This is a genomic window from Methylobacterium sp. V23 (genome assembly GCF_002917135.1).
Lineage (GTDB): Bacteria > Pseudomonadota > Alphaproteobacteria > Rhizobiales > Beijerinckiaceae > Methylobacterium.
The window spans coordinates 157912-176075 of sequence record NZ_PDHT01000012.1 but is presented as its reverse complement, the minus strand read 5'-3'; the positions used below and the strand labels follow the sequence as shown (position 1 = coordinate 176075).

16 protein-coding genes are annotated in these 18164 nt (G+C 68.6%); 10 read left to right on the top strand and 6 right to left on the bottom strand.

What is annotated here, in order from left to right:
* Window positions 1-418 precede the first annotated feature (418 nt).
* Window positions 419-2035: a glycosyltransferase gene (locus tag CRT23_RS27815; protein WP_146056386.1), complete on the top strand. Its 1617-nt coding sequence runs from the start codon at window positions 419-421 to the stop codon at window positions 2033-2035.
* 88 nt (window positions 2036-2123) lie between these two features.
* Here CRT23_RS27815 and CRT23_RS13740 read toward each other — a convergent pair whose 3' ends face one another.
* On the bottom strand, window positions 2124-5657 hold the full coding sequence (locus tag CRT23_RS13740; protein WP_181017350.1) for a rhamnan synthesis F family protein: 3534 nt from the start codon (window positions 5655-5657) through the stop codon (window positions 2124-2126).
* A 393-nt stretch (window positions 5658-6050) separates the two neighbouring features.
* Between CRT23_RS13740 and CRT23_RS13735 the strand changes: the two genes are divergently transcribed.
* A complete protein-coding gene (locus CRT23_RS13735) occupies window positions 6051-7148 on the top strand; it encodes a hypothetical protein (RefSeq protein WP_103710159.1) in 1098 nt (365 codons plus the stop codon).
* A 177-nt stretch (window positions 7149-7325) separates the two neighbouring features.
* Window positions 7326-7667, top strand: coding sequence for a hypothetical protein (locus tag CRT23_RS13730; protein ID WP_103710158.1), 342 nt, complete (start codon window positions 7326-7328; stop codon window positions 7665-7667).
* A gap of 16 nt (window positions 7668-7683) precedes the next feature.
* On the opposite strand, the gene CRT23_RS13725 is transcribed toward CRT23_RS13730, so the two are convergent.
* Both CRT23_RS13725 and CRT23_RS13720 read right to left on the bottom strand, forming a co-directional pair.
* Window positions 7684-8589 carry a ketopantoate reductase family protein gene (locus tag CRT23_RS13725; protein WP_103710157.1) on the bottom strand — a complete coding sequence of 302 codons (906 nt, stop codon included), beginning with the start codon at window positions 8587-8589 and terminating at the stop codon, window positions 7684-7686.
* A 101-nt stretch (window positions 8590-8690) separates the two neighbouring features.
* The gene (locus CRT23_RS13720) at window positions 8691-9569 is read right to left on the bottom strand and encodes a LysR substrate-binding domain-containing protein (RefSeq protein ID WP_103710156.1); all 879 of its coding nucleotides are present in this window, start codon (window positions 9567-9569) and stop codon (window positions 8691-8693) included.
* A 171-nt stretch (window positions 9570-9740) separates the two neighbouring features.
* Between CRT23_RS13720 and CRT23_RS13715 the strand changes: the two genes are divergently transcribed.
* From CRT23_RS13715 to CRT23_RS13695, 5 genes are all read left to right on the top strand, one after another.
* Entirely contained in the window at window positions 9741-10211 is a 471-nt protein-coding gene (locus CRT23_RS13715) for a hypothetical protein (RefSeq protein WP_181017349.1), read from the top strand.
* A 295-nt stretch (window positions 10212-10506) separates the two neighbouring features.
* Window positions 10507-11070: an Hsp20 family protein gene (locus tag CRT23_RS13710; protein ID WP_103710155.1), complete on the top strand. Its 564-nt coding sequence runs from the start codon at window positions 10507-10509 to the stop codon at window positions 11068-11070.
* A 134-nt stretch (window positions 11071-11204) separates the two neighbouring features.
* The gene (locus CRT23_RS13705; protein ID WP_103710174.1) at window positions 11205-11726 is read left to right on the top strand and encodes an Hsp20/alpha crystallin family protein; all 522 of its coding nucleotides are present in this window, start codon (window positions 11205-11207) and stop codon (window positions 11724-11726) included.
* A 146-nt stretch (window positions 11727-11872) separates the two neighbouring features.
* On the top strand, window positions 11873-12241 hold the full coding sequence (locus tag CRT23_RS13700; RefSeq protein WP_245436204.1) for a hypothetical protein: 369 nt from the start codon (window positions 11873-11875) through the stop codon (window positions 12239-12241).
* Window positions 12242-12255: 14 nt separating this feature from the next.
* Window positions 12256-12630, top strand: coding sequence for a hypothetical protein (locus CRT23_RS13695; protein WP_103710154.1), 375 nt, complete (start codon window positions 12256-12258; stop codon window positions 12628-12630).
* A 338-nt stretch (window positions 12631-12968) separates the two neighbouring features.
* Here the strand turns inward: CRT23_RS13695 and CRT23_RS13690 are convergent, their stop codons facing one another.
* Complete coding sequence (locus CRT23_RS13690) at window positions 12969-13349, bottom strand: hypothetical protein (RefSeq protein WP_103710153.1); 381 nt, start codon at window positions 13347-13349, stop codon at window positions 12969-12971.
* Window positions 13350-13480: 131 nt separating this feature from the next.
* Complete coding sequence (locus tag CRT23_RS13685; protein WP_103710152.1) at window positions 13481-13894, bottom strand: DUF1236 domain-containing protein; 414 nt, start codon at window positions 13892-13894, stop codon at window positions 13481-13483.
* Between the two features lie 240 nt (window positions 13895-14134).
* On the opposite strand from CRT23_RS13685, the gene CRT23_RS13680 reads away from it, so the two are divergent.
* Both CRT23_RS13680 and CRT23_RS13675 read left to right on the top strand, forming a co-directional pair.
* Window positions 14135-14755 (top strand): pyridoxamine 5'-phosphate oxidase family protein, encoded by a 621-nt coding sequence (locus tag CRT23_RS13680; protein ID WP_103710151.1) that lies wholly within the window; start codon window positions 14135-14137, stop codon window positions 14753-14755.
* Window positions 14756-15038: 283 nt separating this feature from the next.
* On the top strand, window positions 15039-17696 hold the full coding sequence (locus CRT23_RS13675) for a glucosidase (RefSeq protein ID WP_103710150.1): 2658 nt from the start codon (window positions 15039-15041) through the stop codon (window positions 17694-17696).
* 30 nt (window positions 17697-17726) lie between these two features.
* Here the strand turns inward: CRT23_RS13675 and CRT23_RS13670 are convergent, their stop codons facing one another.
* Window positions 17727-17996, bottom strand: coding sequence for a hypothetical protein (locus CRT23_RS13670; protein ID WP_181017348.1), 270 nt, complete (start codon window positions 17994-17996; stop codon window positions 17727-17729).
* Window positions 17997-18164: the final 168 nt, after the last annotated feature.

Sequence of the window (18164 nt, the reverse complement as noted above, 5' to 3'; positions counted from 1 at the left end):
TCATCGAGGTGCAGGTCGGCTCCTACACCGGCGAGGACGACATCATCCGCGTCGAGGATATCTACGGACGGTGAGACGGTCGACGGGCGCTCAGGCCTTGTCGCCCTCGTTCGGCTGAGCGCTAAGGCAGCCGCGCTGCGGACCGCGACACGGTGGATCAAGGAGACCGTCCCGGCCGTGCCGTCGAAAGCCCATCGTAACCACTTCCCGTCCGGCGGCCAGTGGAGCGTGATCGTTCGGGATTCGGGAAACGAGCCTAGCTGGGTGCATCGCGTTCGATGAGCGCCGATCCAGCGTGACGGGTGACGGCGTACGCGGCCGTATCTCACGGTCGGCGGGAGAGCCCGTTGCGGCCTCGCAGGCTCTCTCATGCGCGGGGGACGGTGATCTGGGGCTCCTGGCGGACCGGAGCCGTTTCGTGAACGGGGTTCCCGAGTCCGGCAGGGCAAAAATCCGTACCTTGGCATCGGAATCCGGGCCACCGGACCGGCTGATTTGTATCGACCGGTCGAGGTGCTCTAAAGGACTGCCCCAGGGACGGGATTTTCGCGCAAGGCCCGTTCGTTCTGGCAGGGTGCCGGGTCATCAGCTGGCAGCAATGTATCCCATGTTTACAATGCTCAACCACATTTATTCGGCCTGGCGCGTCAAAGAATTACTAAAAATTCTCAACGAAAACATCAATTTCGAAGAATACTCCGCTTTGAACCCGGACGTGAGTCCGGGTGGGATGCACCCGGCGCATCATTTCATTCGGTTCGGTTGGTCTGAAAATCGGTTGGTAACCGGAAACCGAACGGCTGCGGATTTTTTTGCGACCCATTCGTCCGTCGCAGATGCCGTCAAAAAGTTGAATAAAAACGTCTATCTGAAGGAGGTCGAGAAAATATTCGACCGGAAGCATCCGCTTCTGTCGAAGAATGACGTTCGGTTCATCGGTTACGTCGAATCGAAGCTTGGGCTGGGAACTGCGACCCGGGGCACAGTCACGTGTTTCCGTCGGTCGTCCTCCCGATACTCTATCTATCCCTACAGCCATGGCGCGGTGGACAGATACGAGGCGAAGTTTCAACCTGAGAAATACGATACCTATCGTCGACACAAGATAAACGTCTTCGAACTCGGTCTCGATCACATTGAGCATGCCATCCACTACGTTCATGGTGGATCCGAGGCCAGGTCTTACAATATCCTGAAGCTGTACTGGGAGCTCTCGGAGATACCGTCGGAAAGAATCGAGGCCTTGAACCTCTACGACGAAATTTGGGCTCCATCGAAGTTCGTGCATGATGCCGTTGCGAAGGTTTTCGAAAAGAAAATTTTGATCATACCGCCTTACGTCAATGTCACCGACCGGGGTCATTTCAAGAGAGATCGATTTGGCCTCTCAGAAGAAAAGTTCTACTTTCTATTCTCATTCGATTACAATTCGTCGATCCATCGGAAGAACCCTTTCGCTGTCGTGAGAGCCTTTCGGGCGGCTTTTCCGGCGAGCGATTCGTCCGTCGGTCTCGTGGTCAAATCCAACAATCCGGTGAATTCGTCCGTCGACCGACTCCTGGTCGAGGAGTTGAAAAGCATCGACGAGCGGGTCGTCTTCATTGAGGATTACTTCGATCGGGCGACGATGCTCTCGCTGATCGCATGTTGTGATTGTTACGTCTCGTTGCATCGCTCGGAAGGGTACGGCATGGGCATGGCGGAAGCCATTTGCCTCGGCCGCAAGGTCATTGCGACGAATTATTCGGGCAATGTCGATTTCCTGAATCAATACAACAGCTTCCCGGTCGATTACAAGATCGTCGACGTCGAGGCCGATCAGTACTACCTCGCAGCCGGCAAGACATGGGCTGAGCCCATCCATGACAGTGCCGTACAGCAGTTCCGTGCCGCCGCCCGCGATCGTGGTCCCCGCGCCAGAGGCCTTATCGAGCGGACGCTGTTCTATCGCCGTTCCATACCCAGCAAAGCGCGGTTGGCGAAGATGATGTCGGCGCGGATCCGCGCCATAAAGAAAGAATTCCGGCTTCATTGAAGCGGGTCTCAAGTCCGGCGCGACGCGCGAGCTGGATAAAAAATCTGGGAACAGGCGAGCGCGCAGTCGCAACGGATCATCGCGCGCGTCAAGCTCGCGATCGGTCGGATCGTCCTTCGACCGTCGCGCGGTTCTGGTCGAGACGCAGCCGCAGGACATGATCGGGAATGCCCTGTTCTTGAGCGAAAATCCGATCGCGCTCTTCCATGCTGCGGATCGCCGCCTCCGGATCCGGGTGCAGATCGATCCCGAAGCGCTCCGCCCAGAATCGCCCCTCGATCGTCGAGACGGCGCGCTGCTGGGCCACGTCGAAGGCGTGGGAGTGGTAGACCACCGCGTCGTCGACATAGGCCTTCTGGAAGCCGAGCCGCAGCGCTTCCGCCGCCCAGACTTGGTCTTCGCCCCATTCGATGTCGGGATAGGGCAGGATCTTCCAGGCTTCCCGGGACATCGCTGAGTTGTTGTCCGAGTAGAATTGCATCGTCATCCCCCAGCTCTGACCGCCGGGGTAGAGGAAGCTCGGCAGGCCGCCGTCGCGATCGATCACGTTGGGCAGGAGTGCGAGGCGGTCGAACATCTCCTGCAAGTCGCGCCGCGTGAAGGGATCGTGGTCGGGATAGGCCTCGTGCCGGCCGATCACGCCCGCGACGCGCGGGCCCCGCGCGAAGCCGCCGATCAGGGCCGACAGCCAGTGCGCATCCTTCGGACAGGCATCCTGGGTCAGAAGCGCGACGTAATCGCCCTCCGATCGGGCGATTCCGAGATTGCGCGTCCGCCCGTGCTGGAACGCGGCCTTGTCGATCGTCTCGACCCGGAACTTGCCGCCGCGTGCCCGCACGCGCTCGGCGGTCCCGTCCGTCGAGCCGCTGTCGATGACGAGCACGTCGTGGGGAAACTCGCAGGCCTGGCCCGCGAGGGCGTCGAGCACACGGATGAAATCCGGGCCGGCATTGTAGGTCGGGATGAAGACCGTGGCCCGCGTGCCTGTCAGCACGGCGGGTGCCGGGAACGGCTTCACGGTGACCGGGGTGAAGCCGGTCTCGCCGAGCCGCTCGAGCAGAGCGGCTTCCAGCGCGCGGGCGCTCCGCTCCCAGGACGTCGCCTGCGTGAAGGCGAGACCGCGGGCCCGTTGCAGGGCCTGGCGATCCGGATCGGAGGCGAGGCGCTCGATCGCGTCGGCGATCGCGTAGGGCATCGGGCCTGCGAAGGTGACCTCGTCGTTCTTGAAGATTGCCCGGGTGCTCTCGGTGTCGATCTCGATGACGGGCAGGCCGCAGGCCATCATCTCCAGCGGGATCAGCGAGTAGTTCGTCGTCGAGAAGACCACGCCGAGGTCGCAGGAGCGGTAGAGCGCAGCGAGTTCCTTCGGCGTCAGGATGCCGTGCTGGACGTGGGGAAACGCATACTGAAGCACGAGGTCCGCCTGGCCGAACAGCGCGACCTCGAACGGAAATCCGCGCTCGGACAACGCTTCGAACGCGGCGAAACCGAGGGCGACGGCCCGGCGCGGCGTATGCTCCCGCGCGTAGAAGGCGATCCGGATCGGCCGGGCGGCGACAGGCGGCCGCGGCGCCCCCTCGGAATAGACCGTGTGATCGGCACAGAGCTCCCAGGCCCGGGCCCAGACGCCGCGGGCCCGCATGCGGTCCAGCAGCCAGGTTCCGGCGCAGAGATGGGCGAACCCGAAACCGTAGGTGGCCTCGGCAATCAGGTTCAGGTCCCCGACCGCGTGGAAGGAGGGCTCGAAGTCCTGGATCAGGTAGAAGCGGTCCTTGACGTTCTGCACCTGCGCGGCCGGATAGGCGCTCCAGCAATCCGTGGCGATGAGGACGTCGGCCGAGATCTGCCGCACGTCGTCCGACAGAAAGCGGACATGAACGCGCGGTCCGATGGGCCGGTACCAGGTCTGGAGCAGGCGCTTTGCCAGCGCCTGGTCGTGAAAATGTGCGGCATTCTGAAACCACAGGGTCTGGTGGTGCCCGAAGCGTTCGAGCCACTCGACGAGACGGAAAATCGTCATGTGTCCCCCGGCCCCGCCCTGGGCGAAGGAGGGAACGATCCAGTGCACGTCGAGGGCATTCGGGTTGAAGAGCCGGCTGACGGGCGCCACCGGGCGCGGCGGCCGCCGCGCGATCCGCGGCGTATCCCGGGACCAGAGCGTCGCGGGCGGGCACGTGCTGCTCTCCCGGTCGGGAAGTCCCGCGACGGGAATCAGGCGGGCCCGGTGTTCGGTGATGTAGTTGCGGACCGCGTAGCCGGAGGCGCGCACCACCAGCGGCATGATGCGTTCCAGGGCATGCGCGAAGGTCAGGTCGACCTGATCCGCTTCGGCTTCGAACCGGTCGAGGGTCGTCAGGGCGTCCGCGAGCGTCGCCAGGCCTGCGCTGCGGTACCAGGCCATCGATCCGGCCGGGTAGTCCGGCTGGACTCCGGCAGCGGCCGGGAGTCCGAGCACGGCGAGGAAGGCGTCGATCGTCGCGCTGTTCTGCTCGACGTTCACGTATTCCCGGATGCGGTGGAAGTTGCGCGGGTACAGGCAGCCCAGCGTCGGGTCCGCCGCGAAGCTTTCCAAGACCCAGTCGACCAGCGCCTTCGATCCCAGGGTCTGATCGAAGAGGTAGTGGCGCCACTCCTCGCCCCAGGAAACGTGGGTGCTGACCTTGGTGTGCAGATGCAGGACGACGTCGCAGGCCCGCCAGAGGTCCTGGCATCCCACCAGGAAGGGGCCGATGTCGCGGCCGCGATTCGGCACCACGCGGACCTCGGTCGTCTGCGTCACGGCATGACGGGCCATCGCGCGGGCGATGAACTGTGCATCGGCCGCGGAAACGGCCGTGATGACGATCAAGGCGTCGGGCAGCAGGTTGTGGAAGCCCGGGATCAGTTCCTTGATCAACTCCGGGTAGAAGCAGTGCGCGTGAACGCAGAGGCGCAGCGCGGACCCTGTCGTGTCGGTGGCGCGGTCCCGCAGGTCGACCGCGATCGACTCGGCGCTTGCCGTCTGCGGGACGATCCGCTGAACCTGCTCATGGTACGTGTCGATCAGGCTCCGTCCACGGCTTTCCAGCGCGGCGAACGTCCGATGATAGTAGAAGGACTCGAACGCGGACGACGGATCGCGGGACTCGAATTGCCCGAAATGGATGAAGTGCTGAAGCGGATCGATGTTCGCGTCGACGACATCGGGATGGTGGCTTCTGTAGAAATCGGCATCGAAAACCGACTTGAACGTCGCCTCCGCCGCCGCTGACGTCGCCGGCGGCGCCTCCCCCCGAAGACGCCAGCGGTAGCTCCCATAGAGCGCGACACAATGTTCGGCTGGAGTCTTGGCGCTGAGATCGAGGGTCGGGTGAGCGGCGTAGAACGCCTTCGGATCGAAATCGTCCGTCGGACGTCGCAGTTCAGGGCCACCATCCAGGAGGTAGTGGATCAGCGGATTGATCCCGATCTCTTGGACGTCGTGATAGGATTTCAGGTAGAACTGCGTATCGAAGAACGGTGAGGGCCTGAAGCCCTTCTTCCAACCGATCGTGTGAAAGTGCTTCTCGGCGTTGATGTAACGCCCGATGCCGTAGCTCTTCCTGTAGAATGTCCGATTGAAGAGATTACTCTTGCGAATCATGCCGACATGTCGTCGGAAAGATTTTCTTCTTCGCAAGAAAATCATCGTATCTCAGACCTTGCCGCGAAAATAAGATGCGGGCGCCGCGCCTGTCGAGGACCGGAGGCTCTGACGCCTTGGACCGAGCGAACCGAAACGGGGCCGATCGCATCTGCGCCGAGGCCTCCGCGCAGACCGGTGGCCTGATAGCACCCCCCCTCGGCACCCGGCAACGCAGTCCCGGACCGGGCACCGCCCCCACGGATCTCACTCGGCAACTGAGGCCGTCGCGGTCGTGCTGAGCCCGGCAGCCGTGACGCCGCTGCGCGGACCCGGTCGATGTCGTGAGGCCAACTCCCGAAGCGACGCGTCTCGATCCTTGGTTGTCGCCGATTCCGGGGTTATGGACGTCCGATGAAAGCAGTCTACACAGCGCGTGGCGACGGCCTCGGCACCCGCATGCTCTCGGCGCTCTACGCCCGCATCCTGGCGGAACATCTCGGCCTGCCGCTCAAGGTGATCTGGGCACCGCTGGGCGGCGCGAGCATCTATGCCGATTACGGGCTGATGCACCCGGATTTCCTCCTGGATATCTTCGCCGATCGGACCCTGTTCCGCGACGCGAATCCAGGCCTCTGCGGCGTGATTTTGAGGAGCGACGCGATCGCGGATGTCAGGCTTCGAAGCCTGTACCATTCCATCGATCAGCTCGCCGGTTTGAGCGCGGACGAACTGCGGGATGCCTTGGGAGAATCGGAGGACCTGCTCTACGATTTTCCGGGCCCGCTCATCACCTTCATGTCCAGCGAGATCAATCTCGGAAGCGCCCTCACGGCTGCGTGGTCGAAGGTGAACTGGAGCGCAGCGGTCCTTGAGGCGGTCGGGTGCATCGGCAGGCGTATCGACCTTCCCACCTGCACTGCTGTCCACGTCCGCCGTGGCGACATTCTCGACGTCGTCAATCGCGCCGACCTCGAGCATCTCGTCAACGATGGGATGGTTCAGGTCCTGCAGCGCTATACACCGCTCGCGGCCTTCTTCCAGCAGATCGACGCGTCGCGCCAATTGGGCGACATCCTGGTCTGCACGGAGGACGCGGATGTGGTGCGGCGCTTCGCTGATCGCTACGGACGAGCGCGCGTCGCGTCGAGCATCGGCCTCGACCTCACCGAGAACCAGCGCGCAGCGACCGACCTGCTGCTGCTCTCGAAGGCGCGGCAGATCTTTGCCCCAGCCGTCAGCTTCTTCTCGCATTGCGCCGCCGCGGTCAGCGGCGCTCGCCTCGTGAACACGGCCTGGGAGCTCGAGGCGAGCGTCGCAGAAATCCTGGCGTTCGTCGATCGGAGCGACGCAAAACGGGTGCGACAGATCTCGGCCATCGCGTATGCCGCCGCGAGTCGGCTGGCTAGCGGGCAGGACCCGGATCTCGCTCTGCGGTTCCGGGCCCAGGGCTTCGATTTCGATGAGGGTCTCTCGCGCCGCGTCCTTGTCGAGCCCCAGCCAGCCGATTGATGTGCCCTGGCGTATTGTCGCCGGGGTCCTGCAACTTGCTCCGGAGCAAGACTACAAGGCGCGTGATTTGCGTGTGCGAGAGGATTGAAGACCCGAAGCCGCTGGGCGGCGCACCCTGGGAATAATGCTATGATGCGTCGCCCGCGGGCTTGGGCGGAGAATGCGGCGGAGCATCGAATGGGGGTCTGGAATCCATCTCTCTGGGCAGCCCTGCTCATGGCCGGAGGCAATGCCCTACCCGCGGCCGCTGGATCCACGCCGGGCTCCGATCTCGTGGGCCGGTGGGTCAGCGAGGGGCTGGTGCTGACCATCGACCAGGATGCGGTCCAGGCGAATCGGGACCCCTCGAAGCCGTTCCAGTGGGACGCGCTGCACGTCCTCGACCGGACCGAAAAGATGATCGTCTTCGACATCGGCAAGGAGCGCTTCATCGGGTTGCTGGACGGCGACCATCTCACGCTGACTCAATCGGGCGTGCCCGGATCGCATGACCTGCGCCGCCAGGCCCGGGATCGCTGACGCGGCCGGGCGCTATTCAGGACAGGCTCGGCGCCCCCCGCGCCTCCGCCGCCCGAACTAGCGCCGTCAGTGCCTGATTGACCGGCGTGGCGATCCCGGCCGCCTGGCCTTTGCGCAGGATGAACCCGTTGAGGTGGGCGATCTCGCTCGCCCGGCCCCGGGCGAGATCCTGGGCGGTGGAGGAGACCTGGTCCGGCATGGTCGCCGCGAGGGCGAGAACCTGGCTCAGGATGTCGGACGCCACCGCGATGCCCGAGGCTTGCGCGACGGCGACGCATTCGGCCACGAGATCCGTCATCACCGCGTCGATGCCCGGCACGGCGAGCAGCCGGCCGTAGGGCAGCCGCGTGATCGCCGAGAGGGCGTTGTAGGCGCAGTTGACGATCAGCTTGCCCCAGAGGGCGTCGAGGACCCGGTCGGAGACCTCCGTCGGGATGCCGGCGGCCGCGAAGAGCGCGGCCACTTCGGCGCTGCGGGGGAACGGGCCCATCACCACATCGCCGCGGCCGTAATGCCGGACGTGACCGGGGCCCGGCATCCCGGTCGCGACGTAGACCGCCACCGGCACCACCGGCCGGCCGAGCACCGCCTGGAGCCGCTCGGGGTTGTCGACGCCGTTCTGGAAGCTCAGCACCGCTGCGTCGGGCGTCAGGAACGGGGCGATCGTTCGGCCGACCGTCTCGGTGTCACCGGACTTGACGCAGAACAGCACCACGTCGGCGCCGGCCACCCCCGCCGCTTCGGTCGTGGCCTGCAGACGCACGGCGCCCTGCCCGGTCGCGGTCTCCAGGATGAGGCCGCGCGCCTGGATCGCCTCCACGTGGACCGCCCGTCCGACCAGGGTGACCATGGCCCCGGCCTGCGCCAGCAGGGCACCGTAATAGCACCCGACCGACCCCGCCCCCATCACGGCGACCTTCATCCCGTCGTCTCCCTGTGCGCGATCCAGGGCCGAGGCTTACGGGAGGGCAACGCCCAGGGCCAGCCGATGTCCCGACTCGGTCTCAGGCCGCCAGCCCGGTCTCAGGCCGCCAGCGCGAGGGCCTCGCTGCCGGCGAGGCTCTCGGTCAGGAAGGTGATGAGGGGGCGCATGAGTTCGCCCGCGCGGTCCTCGCCGATCACCGTGACCTCGGTCATCGGCAGGGCGGGCCAGAGCTCGGGGGCCTGCAGGATCCGAAGACCCTCCTGCACGAAGGAGCGGCCGAGCAGGGTGACCCCGAGGCCGCCGGCCACCGCCGCCTGGACACCCATCAGGCTGCTCGCCGTGCAGGCGGCGACCCAGTCCCGGCGGACCGAGTCGAGCGCCGTGATCATCAGGTCGCGATAGCTGCAGGGGGCGGCCAGCATCACCAGGCGGGCGGGCTGGTTGAAATCCGGCTGGTGGTCGGCCGCCGCGAGCCAGACCAGGGGCTCGCGCCAGATCACCCGGCCGCGGGGGGCGGCGCCGCTCCGCTTGGCGATGACCGCATCGAGCCGGTCGGCGTCGTAGGCCTCCAGGAGGGTGCAGCTCAGGCCCGTCATCAGGTCGATATGCACGCCGGGATGCAGGCGGCCGAACCGGGCCAAGAGCTTCGGCAGCTGCCCGGGGATGAAGTCTTCCGAGACGCCGAGGCGCAGGGTCCCGGAGGCCGGTGGGGCACGGCAGGCGCGCAGCATCGCGTCGTTGAGTTCCAGGATCTGCCGGGCGGACACCAGGAGGCGCTCGCCGTCGCGGGTGAGGCCGAGGCGGCGGCTGGTCCGGTCGAAGACGCGCTTGCCGAGGATCTCCTCCAGGCGCAGCACCTTCTGGCTCACCGCGGATTGCGAGCGATGCACCACGTCGGCCGCCGCGGTGAAGCTGCCGGTCTCGGCCACGGCCACGAAGGCCCGCAACAGGTCGATCTCAAGGTCGGGATGGCGCATGGTGCAGTTGTCAAGCGGCTGCAAAGGCGATTGTCTATCAGAAATTCGAGTGGATCGCACCGCGGCGTCGCTTCCAGAGGCACGGCTGATCGGTCCTGCACCCACCCGGAACACCGGTCGCGTCCGCCACCTTGCCGTCGAGAGCAGGCGCATCACGGCAGCGAGGCGACGATGGGACAGGGTTACGACATGGCGTTCGGCATCGGCTTCGTCGCCGGATTGCGCAGCATGACGGCCTGCGCGGCGCTGAGTTGGGCTGCCGCGGCGGAGCGCACGCGCGGCGGCGCCATTCCGGGTGGTCCCGCGGCGCGCAGCCTGGCGACGGCGGCGGCGCTGGCCGAGATGGCCGGCGACAAGTTGCCCTTCGCGCCCGATCGCCGGATCCCGCCCTCCTTCGCGGCCCGGCTGGCAATCGGCGCGGTGGGTGGGTGGGCGCTGTCCGGCCGGCGGACGGCGCCGGAGGCGGGCGCGCTGGCCGGCATGGCCGGCGCCGTGGCCGGTACCCTCCTGGGTCGGGCCGCCCGGGGGCCGGACGTGCGGCAGTCCGGCGGGCTGGCGCGGGGGCTGGCCGAGGATGCGGTCGCGGCCGGGCTCGCCGTCCTGATCGTCCGCGCGGCCGAGCACCAGCCGCGCGACGCCTGATCGCCGTTTTGCCCGCTTGCGACCGCTGGGAGAGCGGGCCTGCGCATCACCCCGACGGCGAGGCAGAGCGTGGGGCGACGATTCGCGTCGTTCGAGGCCGGGAGCCCGAGGCCTCCCGGCTTCAATTCCAGCCCTCTGCGAGGTGGCCGAGACGCTGCAGAAAATCCGTCGCGTGACGGAACCACGCCAACATCGCGACGTTACGCGCGTGCGGGGCTCGATGGCCCGCGATCAGGGCGTCGGCCTGCAGGTCCGGCGTCCCTCGTCATCACGTTGCTCAACGGAGGATGTGGTCATGAGGACTTACGATGTGTCACCCCTGTTCCGGTCTTCGGTCGGCTTCGACCGGCTGTTCGACCTGCTGCACCAGGCCGAGCGGGTCGAGGCCTCGACGGCCTGGCCGCCCTACAACATCGAGAAGGCGGCCGAGGACCGCTATCGCATCACCATGGCGGTGGCCGGGTTCACGCCGGACGAGATCGACCTCGTCCAGCACGACACCACCCTGCTGGTCTCCGGGCGGTCGACGGGTCCGGAGGGTGAGCGCCAGTATCTCCACCGCGGGATCGCGTCTCGGTCGTTCCGCCAGACCTTCAACCTCGCCGAGCACGTCACCGTCCTCGGCGCGTCGCTCGAGAACGGGCTGCTCACCGTCGACCTGAGGCGCGAGGTTCCCGAGGCCCTCAAGCCGCGCCGCATCGCCATCGGCGGGGCCCAGGGCACCGTCGGACAGGACAACGCGCCGGCCCGGATCGCGGAGGCCGAGCCGGGGGAAACGCAGGAGCCCGGCGCGCGGAGCGCCGAAGGCGCACGGACAAGCGACAGCGCTCGCGGCCGGGGACAGCCCGAGGCCGCCTGATGCCCTGCCCGGTCCTCGGGCGATCCGAGCTCGGCCCCGTTCGGATATCCGATCCCTCGCGGACCCGGGGCGCCGTGACGACCTCCGGGCCGGCAAAAAATCTTTGGACGTCAACCATGCTGATGGAGCGAGCCATGAGTGTGAGAGATCTTCTTCCCTCGACGCGTAACGCGGGCGCCGCCGGGCCGGGCCCGATGCGGACCGAGCCGCTGAGCCCCGTCCTGACCCTCCACCGCGAGATGAACCGCCTGTTCGACGACGTCTTCAGCGGCCTGAACGGCGCGTCCACCCTCGGCCGAGGCGGCGTCGGCTGGCCCAGCGTCGACTACGTCGAGACGGACGAGGGCCTGCGGGTCTCGGCCGAGCTGCCGGGTCTCGACGCGACGGATGTCGAGGTGCTGATCGAGGACGGTGTCCTCACCCTGCGCGGCGAGAAGCGCTCGGAGACGAGCGACGCGGCCCGCGGCTACACGGAGCGCACTGACGGCCGCTTCGAGCGGACGATCGCGCTGCCCTTCGCGGTCGCGGCGGACAAGGCGGAAGCCACCTTCCGGCACGGCGTGCTCAGCGTGACGCTGCCCCGCTCGGCCCAGGTCCCGGCCTCGGCGCGCCGCATCGCGATCACCGGCGGCGCGCAGACCGAGACGGCCCATTGAGCGGTGCCCGAGCCCCGGGGGCCTGACGCGGCGGGCGCGCCCGCCGATCCGGGACTTCCGAAGAAATCCCGGTTCCCCGAAAGACCCTTGCTCACCGAAAGACCCTTGCTCACCGAGAGACCCTTGCTCACCGAGAGGAGGATGTCATGCAACTGTCGGACACGACTATCGAGCGCCTGGGGCCGTTGGCCTCGGCGACCCTGCGGGCGGCGGCCGTCGATCCCTTCGAGGCCTTCGTCGCGCCGGGCGACGTCTTCCGGCACCCCCGCGAAGTGCTGACCTATCCGGGCCTGTCGCTCGCCGAGAAGCGCGCCATCTTGGCCTCCTGGGCCTCGGATTCCCGCGCCGTCGAGTCCTGTCCGGCCCTGCGCTGCCTCGAAGGCTGCCGGGCCGAGCCGGTGCCCCTCGACGCGGTGCTGGGCGCGCTCCAGGCCCTGGACGCGGGGCCGGTGACGGGGGCTTGCGTCCGCGACGGCCTCGCGGGCGACGGCGCCCGGGCGGACGGCCTGAACTGAGGGCGGGGTGCGGGATGCCGACCTTTCCGCGCAAGACCCCACGCCATCGCCCGGTTCGGTCGCGGCGGGCCGGCCCGCCGCGCTCGGGCGCCGAGGCGACGCGCCTCGTCGACGGGGCCGCGACCACGGGCCTCTGCGTCGGGCTCGCCGCGCTCCTGCGGGTGTGGCCGGCCGGGCCCATCCCGGCGGGAGTGGTCCTGACCGGGCTCCTGGCGAGCGCCGGCTACCTCTGGCTCGCCGTGGCGATCACCGAGGACGACGCAGGCGGCGATCCCCGCCGCGCGACGGGCAGGGATGTGTCCGCCTGGAATGTGACCGCTTGGGATGTGGCGCTGGTGCTCCTCGCCGCCAGCGTCGCGGTGCAGGCCGCGGCCCCGCTCGGCCCGTGACGGGAGTGGAACCGCCACCTCGCCTGAACGCCATCGTTTCAGCCGCCCCTTCCCCGAAGGTGCCACACGGGCCTGCGGGCCCGCGCGGTACCCCCCAACGGGCGACCGTCGGGTCTCTGCCGGTCTCGCCGCCGCTGATGGCGGGACGGGAGCAAGCCGAACCCGCCGACCCTCCCGCGCCTTGCCGCGGCTCTGGCCCGCCTTGCCGCGGCCCGGGCCGTCCGGGGCCAAGATGGGCGCCTGGACGGGCAGGACCCTAAGGACAGCCGGGCGTTGCGACCGGGGCCGGGCCGCGTCGCGGGCTGCGCCGCCGGCCCGTGGGTCCGGCGGCGGGGCGCCTAGTCGTAGGGGTCATAGGCCGGTCTGTAGCCGTAGCCCACCGGACGCGGGCCGAAGCGGCGCGGGCCGTAGAATCCGTCCCGATCCACCACCACGTCGCGGACCACGGGCCGCGGCCGATACACCACCGGCGGCTCCTCGATCACCTCGCGGACGATTCGGCGCGGCACCACCACGGGGCGCTCGACCACGACCTCACGGACGACCTCGCGGGGCGGGACGACGATGCGCCGCTCCACGATCGTGCGGCGGGTCACCACCGTCTCGGGCGCCTCGTAGGCGTCGTAACTGTAATCGGCGGCCCGGGCGGCGGAGGGGCCCAGCAGCGTCCCGGAGACGAGTCCGGCCGCGGCGAGGCCGGCCCATGCGATCTGTCTCATGCTCGCTCATCCTTTCGTCATCGAACAGGGCCGCGCGGAGATCGGCCATGCCCGGTAACGCGAAGGGGCGGCATTTGGCCGACTCGCTCCGGCGCGATCAGTCGAAGACCCGCTTCAGTCGAAGACCTGCTTCAATCGATCACCTCGACCACCCGCCGGGTGCCCGGCTCGACCAGCACCGGATGGTCGTTGACGATGGTGTAGTTGTAGCCCTTCAGTGCGAATTCGGCGGGAACGTCGTAGTAGACCACCCCATCCTCGGGCAGCACCGCGCCGACCCGGACGGCGCCCGGATAGGCGTAGGACGGGCGACGCTCGGCGCTGGCGTAGATCCGGAAGCGCTCGCGCCGGTCGACCCCCAGGATGCCGTTGGCCGTGCCGACAGCGGCGCCGATCGCGCCGCCCACCACCGCGCCGAGGGGGCCGGCCGCCAGCTCGCCCCGCGCGGCCCCTTCCTGCGCGCCCTGGACGAGGCCTTGCGCCTGGACCGGACCGAGGCTCGCCAGGACGAGGGCCGAGGCGGCTGCGAGGATCTTGAGGGTCATGGGGCGGGTCTCCGGTGCGGATGGATGCGACTGCGAGCGGGCAACGCGGCCGGCCGCGTCCGGTGCCCACGACGCGACCGACAAGGCGGACCCGTGTCGCGCCGGACACAGGGGCGTCACGAGTCGGATCCATGAGGAAGCCGGCATGGCTCGGCGACACCGCCGGCCTGCGACGAGGCTGGCGGCGCAGGTCTCCCGACGCGCGCGTCACCCGATCACCAGGCAGGGACACGAAGAGCGATGGCGGCCGTCGAGACGATCGAAGCGCTGGAGCGCATCTACGGAGACCTCGGCGCCGTCGGGGAGGCCTCGACGACCAAGGTCGCCGACCACATCACCCCGGATTACGGGCGCTTCATCGCAGTCGCGCCCTTCGTCGCCCTGGCGACCGTCGGCCCGGAGGGGCTGGACTGCTCGCCGCGCGGCGATGTCCCGGGCTTCGTCCGCGTCGCCGATCCCCGCACGCTGATCCTGCCGGACCGGCGCGGCAACAACCGGATCGACAGCCTGCGCAACGTCGTGCGCGACCCGCGGGTCGGGCTGATGGTCCTCATCCCGGGCATCGGCAACGCCTTGCGGGTCAACGGCCGGGCCGTGGTCGAGGACGATCCGGCCCTGCTCGCCACCTTCGCGGTCGACGGCAAGGCGCCGCGCACCGCCCTCGTGATCACCGTGGGCGAGGTCTACTTCCAGTGCGCGCGCGCCCTCATTCGCTCGGGCCTGTGGCGCGCGGACAGCCACGTCGACCCGAAGACCCTGCCGACGCCCGGGCGGATCCTGGCCGGGCTCAGTGACGGCCGGGTCGGCGGCGACGCCTACGATGCGGCCTGGGCCGAGCGGGCGCGGCAGACGATGTGGTGACCGCCGGGCAGGGGTCCGCCGGGCCCCGCGGATGTGAATCCGCACCGCGCCTGGCCGGCTTGGCGCTGATGATGCATCAGAGCCGCGCTCCGTCTTGAAGTCCCGTGTCCTGAAGTCCCTCGCCCCGAAGTCCCCCGCCCCGAAGTCCCTCGCCCTAAAGTCCCCCGGACCTGATGATCGCCCTCCCCCCGCCCCACCGCGCCACCGAACCGTCCACCCGCCCTGCCCCGCCCCGGACCGGGATGGCGACGGCGCGCCGGTCGCCCGGCGCCGGGAGGCCGGCATGAGCGAGCTCGACGGCTGGGCGGAGCGCCGCCGCATCGCCGAGCAGGGGCGCGGCGAGCGGCCCTGGTCCCTCTGGGGGCCGTATCTCAGCGAACGCCAGTGGGGCACGGTGCGGGAGGATTACAGCCGGGACGGCAATGCCTGGCGCTCGCTGCCGCACGACGAGGCGCGCTCGCGGGCCTATCGCTGGGGCGAGGACGGCCTCGCCGGGCTCTGCGACGAGCGCGGTCAGATGTGCCTCGCCCTCGCCCTCTGGAACGGGCGGGACCACATCCTCAAGGAGCGCCTGTTCGGCCTCGCCAACGAGGAAGGCAACCACGGCGAGGACGTCAAGGAGGTCTACCACTACCTCGATGCGGTCCCGAGCCACGCCTACCTGAAGTTCCTCTACCGCTACCCGCAGGGGGCCTACCCCTACGACGACCTCGTGCGCGAGGGACTGCAGCGCGGCCGCGACCAGCCGGAATACGAGATCGAGGAGACCGGGCTGTTCGCCGAGAACCGCTTCTTCGACGTCACGGTGGAATACGCCAAGGAGGACGTCGAGGACATCCACGTGGTGATCACGGCGGTCAATCGCGGGCCCGAGACGGCGGACCTGCACCTCATCCCGCAGCTCTGGTTCCGCAACACCTGGTCCTGGAGCGAGACGGCGGCGCACCGGCGCCCGGTCCTCGCCCTGCGCCCCGACGGCGGCATCGCCTGCGAGCATCCCCGCCTCGGGCTCTACCGCCTCAGCTTCGACGGCTATCCCGACCCGCTGTTCTGCGAGAACGACACCAACCTGCGCCTGCACGGCTGGGAGCCCGACGCTCCGGGCCCGTTCAAGGACGGCCTGCACGCGGCGATCGTCGACGGCGACGACGGGGCCGTGCGCCGCGACGCCGGCACCAAGCTCGGGCTGCACTACTTCCGCCAGCTCGAGCCGGGCGAGACCACCCGGGTCACCCTGCGCCTCTCGGCCGGCCCGCGCCTGCGCCCCGTCGACCGCGAGGGCACCATCGTCCATCGCCGGATCGCGGAGGCGGATGCCTTCTACGAGGCGCTGCAGGACGGCATCGGCGATGCCGATTCCCGCGCCATCTACCGGCAGGCCGCCGCCGGCCTGATCTGGTCGAAGCAGCTCTATGCCTACGACGTCCGGCTCTGGCTCAAGGGCGACCCGCTCCAGCCGGAACCGCCCAAGGAGCGCGACGGCGGCCGCAACGTGCACTGGCGCCACTTCGCCGGAGCGGACGTGCTCTCGATGCCGGACAAGTGGGAATATCCCTGGTTCGCCGCCTGGGACCTGGCCTTCCACTGCCTGCCCCTGGCGCTGCTCGATCCGGACTTCGCCAAGAAGCAGCTCCTGCTCCTGACGCGCGAATGGTACATGCACCCGAACGGGCAGCTGCCGGCCTACGAGTGGGAGTTCGGCGACGCCAACCCGCCGGTCCATGCCTGGGCCACCTACCGGGTGTTCGAGATCGACCGGGACCGGCGCGGCGGGCGCGGCGACCTCGCCTTCCTGGAGGGCGTGTTCCACAAGCTCCTCATCAACTTCACCTGGTGGGTGAACCGCAAGGACGCGGAGGGCCGCAACGTCTTCCAGGGCGGCTTCCTCGGCCTCGACAATGTCGGGGTGTTCGACCGCTCGCGCCCGCCGCCGGGCTTCGGCCGCATCCACCAGGCCGACGGCACCGCCTGGATGGCGATGTACGCCCTCAACATGATGCGCATCGCCCTGGAGCTGGCGCTCCACAACGACGTCTACGAGAGCACCGCCTCGAAGTTCTTCGAGCACTTCCTGCTCATCGCCGAGGCGATGACCGACATGGGCGGCGAGGGCTTCGGCCTCTGGGACGAGGAGGACGAGTTCTACTACGACGAGGTCGACATTCCGGGCGGCGGCATGCTCCCCCTCCGGGTCCGCTCAGTGGTCGGCCTGGTGCCGCTCTTCGCCGTCGAGGTGATCGAGCCCTGGGTGCTGCAGCGCCTGCCCGACTTCGCCCGGCGCCTGAACTGGCTCCTCGAGCACCGCCCGCACCTCGCCTGCCTCGTCTCCCGCTGGGACGAGGGCGGCGTGCAGGACCGCAAGCTGCTGTCGCTGCTGCGCGGCCACCGGATGAAGGCGCTCCTGCGCCGCATGCTCGACGAGGCCGAGTTCCTCTCGGCCCACGGCATCCGCTCCCTGTCGAAGGCGCACCGCGACCAGCCCTACGCGCTGAACGAGTTCGGCGCCTCATTCACGGTGCGCTACGATCCGGCCGATTCCACCTCGAACATGTTCGGCGGCAACTCGAACTGGCGCGGGCCGGTCTGGATGCCGATGAACTACCTCATCATCGAGGCCCTCCGCCGCTTCCATACCTATTACGGCGACGACTTCCTGGTGGAGTACCCCACCGGCTCCGGCGACCACCGGACCCTGGCCGCCATCGCCGACGCCCTGGAGGACCGGCTGATCGCCCTGTTCACCAAGGATGCGGACGGCCGCCGTCCGGCCTTCGGCGACCGGCCCCCGATCCCGCCGGCCCCCGGCGCCGAGGAGGCCCTGCTCTTCCACGAGTTCTTCGACGGCGACACGGGCCGCGGCCTCGGCGCCTCGCACCAGACGGGCTGGACCGCGCTGATCCTCAACCTGCTGCACACCCGTGCCCGGAGGCCGGCGGAATAGGATGCCGGCGCGCGGTCGGGAGGCGATCCGTCAGGCGATGGGCTGGCTCAGATAGGCCACCATCATCTCGGCGACGGCCCGGTCGGCATAGTCCGCGACGCTCTCGCGCCAGGTGACCGGGAAGGCCTCGACCACGCTGCGGCCGGCCAGGACCTCCGCGAGTTCGTGCGGCAGGAGCCCGTTCTCGATCGCCGCGGCGGCGGCCGCCCGGCCGTAGCTTCGCCGCAGGCCGCGCGGTCCGACCAGGATCGCGGGGTTCGCCGGTCCGGTCGGCTTAAAGGCTGTGGTGTGAACGCTCATGGTCGTCATCTCCGCCGAAGTGTTGCCCTGTCTGCGTCGCGTCGCGTCCTACGCAGCGGCGACAGGGGGCGGGGTGGCGAGCGCCTTGGCGGGCAAGGCGGCGGTGAAGCTGCATCGGCTGGCTCATGGCGTCGGCTCCGGTCGTCGGCGTGCCCGTGCCGCCGATGC